Origin of the sequence: Streptomyces sp. NPDC035033 (assembly GCF_040636735.1) — a bacterium.
Classification (GTDB): domain Bacteria; phylum Actinomycetota; class Actinomycetes; order Streptomycetales; family Streptomycetaceae; genus Streptomyces.
In genome coordinates, this window is record NZ_JBEZUZ010000059.1 from 13,711 (window position 1) to 26,862 (window position 13,152).

12 protein-coding genes are annotated in these 13,152 nt (G+C 75.1%); 4 read left to right on the forward strand and 8 right to left on the reverse strand.

Features of this window, described 5'->3' with window-relative positions:
- Positions 1-144: 144 nt before the first annotated feature.
- Together AB0E83_RS22890 and AB0E83_RS22895 are read left to right on the forward strand one after the other, a co-directional pair.
- Positions 145-1,353: a TOMM precursor leader peptide-binding protein gene (locus AB0E83_RS22890; RefSeq protein ID WP_362114805.1), complete on the forward strand. Its 1,209-nt coding sequence runs from the start codon at positions 145-147 to the stop codon at positions 1,351-1,353.
- On the forward strand, positions 1,346-2,692 hold the full coding sequence (locus AB0E83_RS22895; protein WP_362114808.1) for an AarF/ABC1/UbiB kinase family protein: 1,347 nt from the start codon (positions 1,346-1,348) through the stop codon (positions 2,690-2,692). Before AB0E83_RS22890 ends, AB0E83_RS22895 begins: the two co-directional genes overlap by 8 nt.
- 7 nt (positions 2,693-2,699) lie before the next feature.
- On the opposite strand, the gene AB0E83_RS22900 is transcribed toward AB0E83_RS22895, so the two are convergent.
- The 5 genes from AB0E83_RS22900 to AB0E83_RS22920 form a co-directional block, all read right to left on the reverse strand.
- Entirely contained in the window at positions 2,700-2,882 is a 183-nt protein-coding gene (locus AB0E83_RS22900; RefSeq protein ID WP_362114811.1) for a hypothetical protein, read from the reverse strand.
- A gap of 99 nt (positions 2,883-2,981) precedes the next feature.
- A complete protein-coding gene (locus AB0E83_RS22905; RefSeq protein WP_362114814.1) occupies positions 2,982-3,344 on the reverse strand; it encodes a hypothetical protein in 363 nt (120 codons plus the stop codon).
- Positions 3,341-3,709: a WhiB family transcriptional regulator gene (locus AB0E83_RS22910; protein ID WP_362114817.1), complete on the reverse strand. Its 369-nt coding sequence runs from the start codon at positions 3,707-3,709 to the stop codon at positions 3,341-3,343. The genes AB0E83_RS22905 and AB0E83_RS22910 overlap by 4 nt, the downstream gene beginning before the upstream one ends.
- 170 nt (positions 3,710-3,879) lie before the next feature.
- Positions 3,880-4,197, reverse strand: coding sequence for a hypothetical protein (locus AB0E83_RS22915; RefSeq protein WP_362114868.1), 318 nt, complete (start codon positions 4,195-4,197; stop codon positions 3,880-3,882).
- Between the two features lie 176 nt (positions 4,198-4,373).
- On the reverse strand, positions 4,374-6,566 hold the full coding sequence (locus AB0E83_RS22920; RefSeq protein WP_362114820.1) for an ATP-dependent DNA helicase UvrD2: 2,193 nt from the start codon (positions 6,564-6,566) through the stop codon (positions 4,374-4,376).
- Positions 6,567-6,759: 193 nt separating this feature from the next.
- Here AB0E83_RS22920 and AB0E83_RS22925 point away from each other — a divergent pair, with 193 nt between their 5' ends.
- Positions 6,760-7,017, forward strand: a complete 258-nt coding sequence (locus tag AB0E83_RS22925) for a mycoredoxin (protein WP_362114823.1) — start codon at positions 6,760-6,762, stop codon at positions 7,015-7,017.
- Positions 7,018-7,100: 83 nt separating this feature from the next.
- Positions 7,101-7,331, forward strand: a complete 231-nt coding sequence (locus AB0E83_RS22930; RefSeq protein WP_362114825.1) for a hypothetical protein — start codon at positions 7,101-7,103, stop codon at positions 7,329-7,331.
- Between the two features lie 25 nt (positions 7,332-7,356).
- Here AB0E83_RS22930 and nudC read toward each other — a convergent pair whose 3' ends face one another.
- Genes nudC through AB0E83_RS22945 form a run of 3 tightly spaced genes read right to left on the reverse strand, consistent with a single transcriptional unit; the run spans position 7,357 to position 13,088 of the window.
- Positions 7,357-8,307 (reverse strand): NAD(+) diphosphatase, encoded by a 951-nt coding sequence (gene nudC / locus AB0E83_RS22935; protein WP_362114826.1) that lies wholly within the window; start codon positions 8,305-8,307, stop codon positions 7,357-7,359.
- Between the two features lie 28 nt (positions 8,308-8,335).
- Entirely contained in the window at positions 8,336-9,784 is a 1,449-nt protein-coding gene (locus AB0E83_RS22940; RefSeq protein WP_362114829.1) for a dipeptidase, read from the reverse strand.
- Between the two features lie 10 nt (positions 9,785-9,794).
- Positions 9,795-13,088 carry a UvrD-helicase domain-containing protein gene (locus AB0E83_RS22945; protein ID WP_362114832.1) on the reverse strand — a complete coding sequence of 1,098 codons (3,294 nt, stop codon included), beginning with the start codon at positions 13,086-13,088 and terminating at the stop codon, positions 9,795-9,797.
- Between the last annotated feature and the right edge of the window lie 64 nt (positions 13,089-13,152).

Consider the following 13,152-nt stretch of genomic DNA (forward strand, 5'->3'; position numbering starts at 1 on the left):
GGAACCCCACCGCACGAGCCGCACGACACGATCCGTACGACTTTCGTCCCGTAGGACTTTCCGGCGGTCCTGTGGACAACTTTCCGCACCGTTCCGCTCCGGCGGGCAGCCTGGTCGGGAACGCGGGAGAGGACGGGGGCGGGGATGCATCCGATGGTGAAGCCGGCGCTGCGCCGGGCGTGGCGGAGTCTGACGTGCGCGCAGTACGGGGTGGCGCCGGCGCACGCGGTGGTGCTGGACCCGGTGGACGCGGCGACGGGCCGGCTGCTCGGGCTGATGGACGGGACGCGCGGGACCGCGCTGCTGCGGGCGGAGGCGGCGGAGCTGGGGCTGCCGGAGGGGCGGCTCGACGCGCTGCTCGGGCGGCTCGCGGCGGCGGGGCTCCTGGTGGAGGCCGGGGCCGGGCGGCCGGGCAGGGCCGGGCCGGCCGCGGGGGCGGCGGAGACGGCGCTCGATCCGCTGCGGGCGGACCTGGCCTCGCTGTCGGTGGTGTGCCCGGAGCCGGAGCGGGCGCTGCGGACGCTGGCGGCCCGGCGCGAGCTGCGGGTGCGGGTGCGGGGCGCCGGGCGGGTGGGCGCGATGGTGGCGGCGCTGCTCGCGGCGGCGGGGGTGGGCGGCGTGGAGGTGGTGGACGGGGGCCGGGTCGAGCCGTGGGAGACGGCGCCGGGCGGGCTGCCGGCCGAGGCGGTCGGCGAGCGGCGGGTGGCGGCGGCCCGGCGGCTCGTGGGGCGCTGGGCGCGCGGCCCGGTGGCCGCGCGGCGGGCGGGCCGCCGGACCGGACCGGGTGACGGGGACGGCGGCGTGCCGGTGTCCCTCGTGGTGGTGACGGACCGGGACGGGCTGGGGGTGCTGGTGCCGGACCCGGTGGCGGCGGAGCCGTGGATGGCGGCGGGCACACCCCACTTGTACGCGGGGGTGCTGGAGGCGACGGGAGTGGTGGGGCCGCTGGTGCTGCCGGGCGGGACGGCCTGCGCCCGCTGCCTCCAGGAGGAGGCGACGGACCGGGACCCGGCCTGGCCGCGGCTCCTCGCGCAGTGGCGTTCGGGCGCGCCGCATCCGCTGCCGGCCTGTGACGTGGCGCTGGCGGCGGCGGTGGCGGGGCTCGCCGCCGGGCACGCGCTGGCCTTCCTGGACGGGGAGCTCCCGGCCTCCACGGGGACCCGCTGGGAGGCGGCGCTGCCGTCGCTGGGGTGGCGCCCGGAGCGGCTGGTGCCCCACCCGCCCTGTCCCTGCGGGGCCGCACGCGGCAGGGTGGGGGCGGGCGCCTCGGCAGCCGGGGAGGCGCGGTCCACAATGGCGGGGCGCAGCCCTGCGCGGCACGGCAGGCTGGGAATTGGAGGGGCGCATGTCTGATCTTCCCCGGAAGGCGGTCACCCGGACCGTCAAGTTGGCCGCGTTGCCGCTGGGCTTCGCGGGCCGCGCGACCTGGGGCCTGGGCAAGCGGATCGGGGGCAAGTCGGCCGAGTTCGTCGCCCGGGAGCTGCAGGAGCGCACGGCGGAGCAGCTGTTCAAGGTGCTCGGCGAACTCAAGGGCGGGGCCATGAAGTTCGGCCAGGCGCTGTCGGTCTTCGAGTCGGCGCTGCCGGAGGAGGTCGCCGGTCCCTACCGGGCCGCGCTGACGAAGCTTCAGGAGGCGGCGCCGCCGATGCCGGTGCGGACGGTGCACGCGGTCCTGGCGGAGCGGCTCGGCGACGAATGGCGCGAGCTGTTCCTGGAGTTCGAGGACAAGCCGGCGGCGGCCGCGTCGATCGGGCAGGTGCACCGGGCGGTGTGGCACGACGGGCGCGAGGTCGCGGTGAAGGTGCAGTACCCGGGCGCCGGGGAGGCCCTCCTCGCGGACCTGGCGCAGCTGAGCCGGTTCGCCCGGCTCCTCGGTCCGCTGGTGCCGGGGATCGAGGTGAAGCCGCTCATCGCGGAGCTGCGGGACCGGGTTTCGGAGGAGCTGGACTACGCGCTGGAGGCGCGGGCCCAGCGGGAGCACGCCGAGGTCTTCGCGGACGATCCGGACGTGGTGGTGCCGGCGGTGGTGCACCAGGCGGAGCAGGTCCTGGTGACCGAGTGGATGGAGGGGATCCCGCTCGCGGAGGTGATCGCGGGGGGCGGCCAGGAGCAGCGGGACCGGGCCGGGCAGCTCCTCGCCCGGTTCCTGTTCTCCGGTCCGGCCCGCACGGGGCTGCTGCACGCCGATCCGCACCCGGGGAACTTCCGGCTGCTGCCGGCCGCCGGTGACGGGGTGGACGATCCGGCGGGGTGGCGGCTCGGGGTGCTCGACTTCGGCACGGTGGACCGGCTGCCGGGCGGACTGCCGGAGACCATCGGGACCTGTCTGCGGATGGCGCTGGCCGGGGAGGCCGGGCCGGTGTACGCGCTGCTGCGGGCGGAGGGCTTCGTGAAGGAGTCGGTGGCGCTCGACCCGGACGAGGTCCTGGAGTACCTGCTGCCGATCATCGAGCCGGCCGAGGCGGAGTCCTTCCTCTTCAGCCGGGGCTGGATGCGGACGCAGGCGGCCCGGATCGCCGACCCCCGCTCCCCCGCGCACCAGCTGGGGCGGCAGCTGAACCTGCCGCCGTCGTACCTGCTGATCCACCGGGTGACGCTGTCCACGATCGGGGTGCTGTGCCAGCTGAACGCGACGGTCCGGCTGCGGGAGGAGCTGAACGCCTGGCTGCCCGGCTTCGACCCGGCGGCCTGAGGGCCGGTCACCACCAGGAGGAGTCGAGGCGGCCCTCGATGGCCCGGATGTTGGCGCGGGCGCACTCCTCGCAGAAGTACTGGCGGCGGCCGTTCTCGACGGAGCAGGTCCAGGTGAGCGGGAGGGCGTCGGCGGTCCTGCCGCAGCGGGCGCAGACGACGGGCTCCTCCGCGGTGCGGGGCTCGTTCATCCTCGTGACGATAGCCCGGCGGGGCCGCCGCGGCGGGGCAACGCACCGCGGGGGCCGGTCCGTTCGGACCGGCCCCCGCGGGGACGCCTGGTGGGGCGCTCAGTGCATGACGGCCATGGCCAGCGCGCGGCGGGCGCGCAGCGAGACGCGCTCGGCGCGGCGCTGCATGCGCCGGGCGGCGATCAGGCGCACGGCCTGACGTTCCGCCTCGGCCTCACGCTGTCGGTCGTGCATATGGGCACGGGCCAGGGCTTCTGGGATGAGTTGCATGTCACGGGTCCTGTTCTGACGCGGCGCGGGGGCACCGGCGGTGGTGGTGAAGACGGGGGTAGCGGAGCCGGTGGGCTCGGTGGCGGGCGTGGTCATCGGGGCCTGCTTCTGGGGATCGTGCGTGAGGGGGTGGTCGATCGTTCCGGTGCGCCTGGGGGCCTTGTGGGGTGCCTCCCAGGTCAGGGCGGTCATGCCGCGACCGGGTTCTTGCGCGGGCGGCCGCGGGGCCGCTTGCGGGCGACGACCACGCCCTGGACGAAGAGCTCGCCGCCCCAGACACCCCAGGGCTCACGGCGCTCCTTGGCGCCGGCGAGGCAGGCCGCGACCAGCGGACAGGTCTTGCAGAGGGACTTGGCGTACTCCACGTCGGCCGGGGACTCGGCGAAGAAGACCTCCGGGTCGTAGGCGCGGCACGGGACGGGGACGCCGAGGTTCTCGATGGCGTCGTCGAGCGCGGTGAGCGATGTCAGGGGGGTCAAGGCGGGGTCCTCCGTGAGGCCGGACGGGGGGATCGTTTCGGAAGGCGGTACGGACGGGGCGTGCGCTTCGAGTTGCACGGGTGTCTTTCCTCGTCTGGTCGTTCCGGCCGGTCGGCCGGGTCTTCGGCTGGTACCGGGTTGTCTTGTCCCGAGGCCCCTTCGCTCCGCCGTCCCCGTTCGGGGACAAACAGAAGGGCCGCGGATCCCGGGTGGGGTTCCGCGGCCCTGAAGGCGCCGGCCTGATCGGATCAGGCTGGATCACTCCAGGGTTCGAGCCCACGGAAGGCCCACATCGTGTGGTGCTGCGTCGTCGTCTGCTGCTTGCCGGCACCGGCCGCCGCGAAGCCATAGGCCGCGAATCCGGCCTTGCCCTCTTCAGCCACCCGTGCCTTGGTCGGTCGCTCGTCGCGCTCGATGACGGACATGCCGCGGCCGGACAGACCGGTGACGGGCAGACCGCTGCCAAGGAGCGCGAAGGCGGAGAGGCCGAGCGAGCAGGCGGAGACGACCGAGCGATCGGTCATTTTGGCGGTGCTGACGATGGTGCTGGTGTTGATGTTGCTGATCACTGGAATCGCCTCCTCTCGGCGTCTCGGAGGGCTCGGGTGCGAGCCGGACCCTCAGGTTTTCATTTGGACAAGTACAGCACGAAGACTGGGCTTCCAAGAAGCCGCTGCTGCGTGGTTAAGAACCTATGGGGCTTGACGGGGCGGGCGCAAACTATTTTTCCCACGAGTTTCGATCAGACCTCCTCCGCCTCCGGCACACCCTCTTCACCTGCGCAGATGGCGAGGACGTCGGCTCCGAAGCGGTCGAGCTTCCGGGCGCCGACCCCGGCGATCATGGCCAGCTCGCCCCCGGAGGCGGGGACCCGCTCGGCGATGGCCATGAGGGTCTTCTCGGTGAAGACGCAATAGGCGGGCTGGCCGAGCGCGCGGGCCCGCTCCTCGCGCCAGGCGTACAGCCGCTCGTACAGGCCCTCGTCCATGTCGGAGGGGCAGTCCTCGCAGCGGAGCAGCTTCATGGCGCCGGCCTCGGTGAGGGTGGCGCCGCAGACCCGGCAGCGGACGGGGCCGCGCGCGCGGCGGCGGGCGCGCTCGCCGGGGCGGCCGCCGGGGGCGCTGCGCTCGATGCCGCCGGAGGCGCCGTGGCCGCCGGCGCGGGTGCCGGAGCCGGGGCGCAGGCCCTTGAGGAAGCGGCTGGGGACCCGGGAGGCGCGGCCGCCGGGGGAACGGGAGAGCGCCCAGGAGAGCGTGAGGTGGACGCGGGCGCGGGTGACGCCGACGTAGAGCAGGCGGCGCTCCTCCTCGACCTGCGCGTCCGTCTTCGCGTAGGTGATCGGCAGCATGCCGTCGGTGAGGCCGACCAGGAAGACGGCGTCCCACTCCAGGCCCTTCGCGGCGTGCAGCGAGGCGAGGGTGACGCCCTGGACGGTGGGGGCGTGCTGGGCGGCCGTCCGCTCGTCCAGCTCGGCGATCAGGTCGGAGAGGGTGGCGGCGGGGCGGGCGGCGGCGAAGTCGTCGGCGAGCCGGGCGAGCGCGGCCAGCGACTCCCAGCGGTCCCGGGCGGCGCCGGAGCCGGCGGGCGGCTCGCTGGTCCAGTTCTGGCCGGAAAGCACCGCTCGCACCTGGGTGGGGAGGTCCTCGGTGCCGTCGAAGAGCGAGTCGTTCGCCCCGAAGCGGGCCGAGCCGCGCAGGGCGGCGATCGCGGCCCGCACCTCCTGGCGCTCGAAGAAGCGCTCGGCGCCGCGCAGCTGGTAGGGGATCCCGGCGTCGGCGAGGGCCTGCTCGTAGACCTCCGACTGGGCGTTGATCCGGTAGAGGACGGCGATCTCGCCGGCCGGGACGCCGGCGGCGATCAGGTCGCGGACCCGGCGGGCGGTGCCCTCGGCCTCGGCGGGCTCGTCGCCGTACTCGGCGTAGACGGGCTCGGGGCCGCGCTCGCGCTGCGAGACCAGCTCCAGGCGGTGGTCGGCGGCCCGGCCGCGGGCCTGGTCGAGGAGCCCGTTGGCGAGGTGCACGACCTGGGGGGTGGAGCGGTAGTCGCGGACCAGCTTGACCACGGTCGCGTGCGGGTGGCGGGTGCGGAAGTCCAGCAGGTGGTCGGGGGTGGCGCCGGTGAAGGAGTAGATGGTCTGGCTGGCGTCGCCGACCACGCAGAGGCTGTCCCGCTCCCCCAGCCAGAGCTCCAGGAGGCGCTGCTGGAGCGGGGAGACGTCCTGGTACTCGTCGACGACGAAGTGCTGGTACTGGCGGCGGATCTGCTCGGCGATGTCGTGCCGGTCCTGGAGGATGCCGACGGTGAGCAGCAGCACGTCCTCGAAGTCGATGACCGAGCGCTCGCCCTTGAGCTGTTCGTACATCGCGTAGAGCTGGCCGGTCTCGGCCGGGTCCCGGGGGGCCTCCCGCCCGGAGCGGAGGACGGCCGCCGGGTAGTCGGCGGGCACGGTCTGGGTGACCTTGGCCCACTCGATCTCCGCCGTGACGTCCCGCAGCTCGTTCCGGTCCAGCCGGAGCCGGCAGCGGGCCGCGGCCTCGGCCACCAGCGGGGCCTTGCGCTCCACGAGCCGGGGCAGCGGGCCACCGATCGCTTTCGGCCAGAAGAACTGGAGCTGCCGGAGGGCCGCCGAGTGGAAGGTGCGGGCCTGCACCCCGCCCGCGCCGAGCTGGCGGAGCCGGCCGCGCATCTCGCCGGCGGCGCGGTTGGTGAAGGTGACGGCTAGCACGCTCGCGGGCGGCAGGACGCCCGCCCGCACCCCGTAGGCGATCCGGTGGGTGATCGCCCGGGTCTTGCCCGTGCCGGCGCCCGCGAGGACGCAGACCGGACCGTGCAGGGCCAGGGCGACCTCGCGCTGCTCCGGGTCCAGCCCGTCGAGCACCGCGTCGGCGGTCTCCGGGACCCGCGGGAAGAGAGGGGAGTGGGTTGCTGCTGTCACTCCGCCATGCTGCCAGGTCGGGGGAGGTCGGTGCGGCGCGTCGTCCACAGGCCGGGGTCGCGGTCGTACCGTCGTACGGTCCCACCGGCCGGGTGGCGGGAGCGGCACAGGTCACCCGGGGCGCGGGAATGGCCGGCCGGGTGGCGTACGTTCTTCCTTCGGTACCGACCCCCGACCCGAGGAGCACCTGGCCATGCAGGGCACTGTGACGATGTACAGCACCGAGTGGTGCGGCTACTGCCGCCGGCTGAAGGGCCAGCTGGACCGCGAGGGCATCGCGTACACGGAGATCAACATCGAGCAGGACCCCGCGTCGGCCGCCTTCGTGGAGCAGGCCAACGGCGGCAACCAGACCGTCCCGACCGTCCGCGTGGTGCCCGCCTCCGGCGCCGCCGAGGTCGTCATGACCAACCCGAGCCTGGCCCAGGTCAAGCAGGCGCTCGGCGCCTGACCGCGCCCGACCGCACGGGCGAAGGGCCCCCGGCCGCACCGGCCGGGGGCCCTTTGTCGGTGCCGGCCGGTAGCGTGCGGCGCATGGACATCGAGGATCCGCAGGAGGTGGGGGCCGCGTTCTGGGCGCAGGTCCTCGGTTTCACGATCGTGGAGGGCCCGGCGCCGCCGGACACCCCGCTCGGCCGCGTGCAGGCGTTCGCCGCCGCGCACGGCGACGAGGCGGTGACCGAGGAGCACGTGAGGGCCGCGATCGAGGGGCGGCCGCTGCCGCCGCCCGGGGACGGCGCGGCCCCGCCGCCCTCGACGGGCTGACGGGGCCGGCCGGGACCGCGGACGGTCAGGCGACGTCGCCGGGCTTCGGCAGCGGCTTGCCGTACCAGAGCTCGATCAGCCGGGAGGCGATCGAGATGCCGTACGGCGGCAGGATCTCGCCGGAGGCGAAGCCGGCCTCCAGGTCCTCGCGGGAGAACCAGCGGGCCTCGTGGATCTCCTCGCCGTCCACCTCGATCTCGGGGGAGGTGGCCCGCGCGAAGAAGCCGAGCATCAGGCTGGACGGGAAGGGCCACGGCTGGCTGGCCAGGTACTCGACCTCGCCGACGGTGACGCCCGCCTCCTCGAAGACCTCCCGGACCACCGCCTGCTCGATCGACTCGCCCGGCTCGACGAAGCCGGCCAGCGTCGAGAAGCGGCCCTCCGGCCAGTGCACCTGGCGGCCGAGGAGCGCCCGGTCCTGGTCGTCGGTGACCAGCATGATCACGGCCGGGTCGGTGCGCGGGTAGTGCTCGGCGCCGCAGACCGGGCAGCGGCGGATGTGCCCGGCGGCGGCGATCACCGTGCGCTCGCCGCAGCGGGAGCAGAAGCGGTGGAGGCGCTGCCAGTTCTCCAGGGCGACCGCGTGGGTCATCAGGCCCGCGTCGCGCGGCGACAGGAGCAGGCCGGCCTCGCGCAGGCCGGCCGGGCGGGCCGACTGGTCCATGCGGCCGGGCAGCGAGTCCTTCTGGAGGGCGAAGTAGGAGACGCCGTCGGCGTCGGTGCCGAGGAAGTAGCGGTGGGTCTCGGTCATCGGCGCCTCGAACGCCGGGGTCATGACCAGTTCGGTGGTGCCGTCGGGGCGGTCGTCGATCAGCACCTGGCCTCCCGACACCACGAAGACGCGGGTGGTCGGGTGGCTCCAGGCCGCCGCGAGCCATGCCTCGTCGAGGCGGTGGTGGGCGGCGCGGTCGATCCCGCTCGGAGCGGTGAGCGAGATCGGGCGGTCCGCGAACGCGTTGTTCAAGGTGCTGCTCACAGGTGCTTCCAACTCCCCCGGATCGGTGTCAGTGGTCACGGCGTGCGGCCCCGGCGTCCCGGTGCCCGCCGGCCCGCAGGGCGGCCGGCAGGTCGCCCCACAGGTACGCGGTCGTCTCCACGCCCTTCATGAGGAGGTCCAGTTCGACCTTCTCGTTCGGGGCGTGCCAGCCGTCGGACGGGACCGAGATGCCCAGGAAGAGCACGGGCGCGTCCAGGACGTCCTGGAGGTCGGCGGCCGGTCCCGAGCCGCCCTCGCGCGTGTAGCGGACGGCGGCCCCGTCGAAGGCCCGGCTCATCGCCCCGGCCACCGCCGTGAGGGCCGGGTGGCCGAGCGGGGTGAGGCAGGGGCGGGTCGGGGCGCCGAAGGCGATCTCGTACCGGATGCCGGACGGGACGAGCCCGGCCAGCCACTCCCGCACCAGCGTCTCGATCCGGTACGGGTCCTGCCCGGCGACGAGCCGGAAGGACAGCTTGAGGTGGGCGGAGGCGGGGACGATCGTCTTGCCTCCGGGGCCCTGGTAGCCGCCGCCGATGCCGTTGACCTCGGCGGTCGGGCGGGCCCAGACCCGCTCCAGGGTGGAGTGGCCGGCCTCGCCGAGGGTGCCGTGGGACTTGGCGGTGCGCAGCCACGCGGCCTCGTCGAAGGGGAGTTCGGCGACGAGCCGCCGCTCCTCCTCGGTGAGATCGGTCACGCCGTCGTAGAAGCCGGGGATCGCGACCCGCTCGTCGGCGTCGTGGAGGGCGGCGACGATCCGGCCGGCGACGGTGGCCGGGTTGGGCACGGCGCCGCCGAAGGAGCCGGAGTGGATGTCCTGGTCGGGGCCGTACAGGTCGATCTCGCAGTCGGCGACCCCGCGCATGCCGGTGCAGACGGTCGGGGTGGTCTCGGACCACATGCCGGTGTCGGAGACGATCACCACGTCGGCGGCGAGCCGGCCGGCCCGCTCCTCGACGAGCGCGCGGAAGTGCGGCGAGCCGGACTCCTCCTCGCCCTCCACCAGCAGCTTCAGGTGGACGGCGGGGGTGGTGCGGCCGGTGGCGGCGAGGTGGGCGCGGACCCCGAGGGTGTGGAAGAACACCTGGCCCTTGTCGTCGGCCGCCCCGCGCGCGTACATCCGCCCGTCGACGACGGTCGGCTCGAAGGGGTCGGTGTGCCAGCCGTCCTCGCGGGCCGCCGGCTGCACGTCGTGGTGGCCGTAGACCAGGACCACCGGGGCGTCCGGGTCGTCGGACGGCCACTCGGCGAAGACCGCCGGGGCCCCGTCCGTCTCCCAGACCTCCGCCGTGGGGAACCCGGTCTCCTTCAGGGCGGCGGCGAGCCACTCGGCGCTGCGCCGCACGTCCCCGGCCCGCTCCGGCTGCGCCGAGACGGACGGGATGCGCAGCCAGTCGGCGAGGTCGCCGAGGAAGGCGGCGCGGTGCGCCTCGATGTACGCGCGTACGGGCTGGACGACGCTGTCCGGGGTCTCGCTCATGCTCCCGAGCCTATCCGGCGCCGGAGGGTGCCCCGCCCAGCAGGATCGCCTCCAGCTCCGCCCGGCCGGGCAGCCGGGCCGGGCGGGCCACCTCGCCGGTCCGCACGTACACGAACGCGGCGGCCACCTCCTCGGGCTCCAGGCCGTGCCGCTCGGCCCAGGCGAGCCGGTACAGCGCGAGCTGGAGGGGGTCGGCGGTGCGGTGCCGGCTGGTCTTCCAGTCGACGATCTCGTACGCCCCCGTCTCCGGGTCCCGGTAGACGGCGTCGATCCGGCCCCGGACCACCCGGCCCGCGAGGGTGAGGTGGACGGGGACCTCCACGCGGTACGGGACGCGGTGGGCGTACGGCGTGCGGGCGAACGCCTCCTTGAGGGCCTCCAGGTCCCGCTCGTCGAGGATCTCCGGCTCGCCGGCGAACTCCTCGCCGCCGGGCAGCTCCTCCGGGCCGAGGAAGGGCAGCGGCAGCTCCTCGAAGCGGGACTCCACCCACGCGTGGAAGCGGGTGCCGCGGCGGGCCGCGGGCTGCGGCGGCTTCGGCATCGGCCGGGCGAGCTCCTGCGCGAAGCCGTCCGGGTCCTCGGCGAGGCGGAGGACCTGGGAGGCGGACAGGTACGCGGGGAGGAGGACGTCCCGGGTGGTGGCGCGGGAGCGGCGGAGCTCGGCGGTGAGGGCGGCGAGGTCGCGGTCCCAGGAGGCGATGGTGCGGAGCTCCTCCGGGGTGAGCTCGTGCGTCCTGGGGTGCGGGATGGACTCCTGGGCCTCGCCGGGGAGCCAGAGGCCGTCGTCGGGGCGCGGGTCCCGGGGCTCCTCCGGCGCGTGGTCCCACAGCCGGGCCCGTACGGCCTCCGCCGCTTCCCTGCGGCGCTTCAGCGCCTCCTCGTCCAGCGGCAGCGGCCAGGGGAGGTCGGCGGCGGCTTCGGCGAGGAGGGGGTTGTCGTCGTCCGGTCCGGGTTCGGCGGCCCATTCCTCGATGTCGCCGTGGCCCCGGGCGCAGTGGTCGTACAGGGCGGTCATGAAGTCGGAGGGGCCCCGGGGCTTCTTCTGGGACGGGCCCCACCAGTGGGCGGAGGCGAGGAGGAGGGTGCGGGGGCGGGTGAAGGTGACGTAGCCGAGGCGGAGCTCCTCGGTGTGCTGGTGGTCCTTCATGGCGGCCTTGAAGGCCGCCAGGGACTTGGCGTCCCAGGTGTCGAGGGACGGGAGGGTGGCCGCGTCGCCGCGCAGGGCGTGCGGGAGGACCTGGGGCTGGGAGGTCCAGGACTCGCGCGCGCGGGTGGACGGGAACTGCTCGGCGACGAGGCCGGGGACGGCGACGACGTCCCACTCCAGGCCCTTGGACTTGTGCGCGGTGAGGACCTTCACGGTGTTCTCGCCGCCCGGGAGCGCGTTGTCGAGGCCCTTCTCGAACTGGACGGAGGTGCGCAGGAAGCCGAGGAAGGCGAGGAGGCTCGCCTCGCCGTCGAGGGAGGCGAAGCCGGCGGCGACGTCCAGGAAGTTGCCGAGGGTCTCGCGGCGCCGGGCGGCCAGGGCGTGCGGGGAGGCCGAGAGCTCGACCTCCAGGCCGGTGACGGCGAGGACCCGGTGGAGGACGTCCATGAGGGGGTCGGCGAGGGAGGCGCGCAGGGAGCGGAGTTCGGCGGCGAGGCGGGCGAAGCGGACCCGGGCCTCGGCGGAGAAGGGCAGGCCGTCGTCGGGGTGGCCGGCGGAGTCGAGGAAGGTGTCGAGGGCGTCGGCGAGGGAGACCACCTCGGCGGGGTCGACGCCCTCGACGGCCGCGGCGAGCCGCTGTCCGGGGTCGGGGTCGGGGTCGCCGCGGTGGACGAGGAGGCGGGCGCGGCGGCCGAGGAGGGCGAGGTCGCGGGGGCCGATGCGCCAGCGGGGGCCGGTGAGGAGGCGGACCAGGGAGGCGTTGGCCCCGGGGTCCTGGAGGACCTCGCAGACGGCGACGAGGTCGGCGACCTCGGGGAGGTGGAGCAGGCCGGAGAGGCCGACGACCTCGACGGGGACGTCACGGGCGACGAGGGCCGCGTGGATCGCGGGGAAGTCGCCGGCGGTGCGGCACAGGACGGCCATGGAGCCGGGTTCGCGGCCGGTGCGGACGAGGTGGGCGAGGGAGTCGGCGAGCCAGTCGATCTCCTCCGGGTGGGTGGGGAGGAGGGCGATCCGGACGGTGCCGTCGGCCTCGGCGCCCGGCGCGGGGCGCAGCGCCTCCACGCCCGCGTGCATCGCGCGCAGGGGGGTGGCGAGGCCGTTGGCGAGGTCGAGGAGGCGGCCGCCGCTGCGCCGGTTCTCGGAGAGGGAGAAGCGGGTGGCGGGGGTGCCGTCGGCGTGCGGGAAGTGCTCGGGGAAGTCGTCCAGGTTGGCGACGGAGGCGCCGCGCCAGCCGTAGATGGCCTGGCAGGGGTCGCCGACGGCGGTGACGGGGTGGCCGGTGCCCTGGCCGAAGAGGCCGGAGAGGAGGAGCCGCTGGGCGACGGAGGTGTCCTGGTACTCGTCGAGGAGGACGACCCGGAACTCGTCGCGGAGGATCGTGCCGACCTCGGGGCGGGTGGTGGCGAGCCGCGCGGAGAGGGCGATCTGGTCGCCGAAGTCGAGGAGGTCGCGGGCGCGCTTGGCGGCCCGGTAGCGGGTGACGAGTCCGGTCAGTTCGCGGCGCGCGGCGGCCGTCTCGGGGAGTTTGCGCAGGTCGGCGTTGGTGAGCTTGGCGGCGGCGAGCTCGGTGAGGAGGCCGTCGTCGTACGCGAGGAGGTCGGCGGGCTCGACGAGGTGCTCGGCCAGCTCGGCGTCGAGGGCGAGCAGGTTCTCGACGAGGGTCGGGAAGGACCGGGTGAGCGCCGGGTACGGGCCGGGGGCCTCGCGCAGCACGCGGGCGGCGAGCTGGAAGCGGGTGGCGTCGGCGAGGAGCCGGGAGGTCGGTTCGAGGCCGATGCGCAGGCCGTGGTCGGTGAGGAGCTGGCCGGCGAAGGCGTGGTACGTGGAGATGCGGGGCTCGCCGGGGGGGTCGTCCGGGTCGACGGGGTCGGGGTCGGTGACGCCGGCGCGGACGAGGGCGGTGCGGACGCGCTCGGCGAGCTCGCCGGCGGCCTTGTTGGTGAAGGTGAGGCCGAGGACCTGCTCGGGGGCGACCTGTCCGGTGCCGACCAGCCACACCACCCGGGCCGCCATCACCGTGGTCTTGCCGGAGCCGGCTCCGGCCACGATGACCTGCGGGGCGGGCGGCGCGGTGATGCAGGCCGTCTGCTCCGGGGTGAAGGGGATGCCGAGAAGCTCCTTGAGCTGCTCGGGGTCGGTGATGCGCGCGGTCACCGGAAGAGGCTAGCCGGGGGGTCGGACATTCCCGACCGGTACCCTCCCGCATCCGCTCCCACCT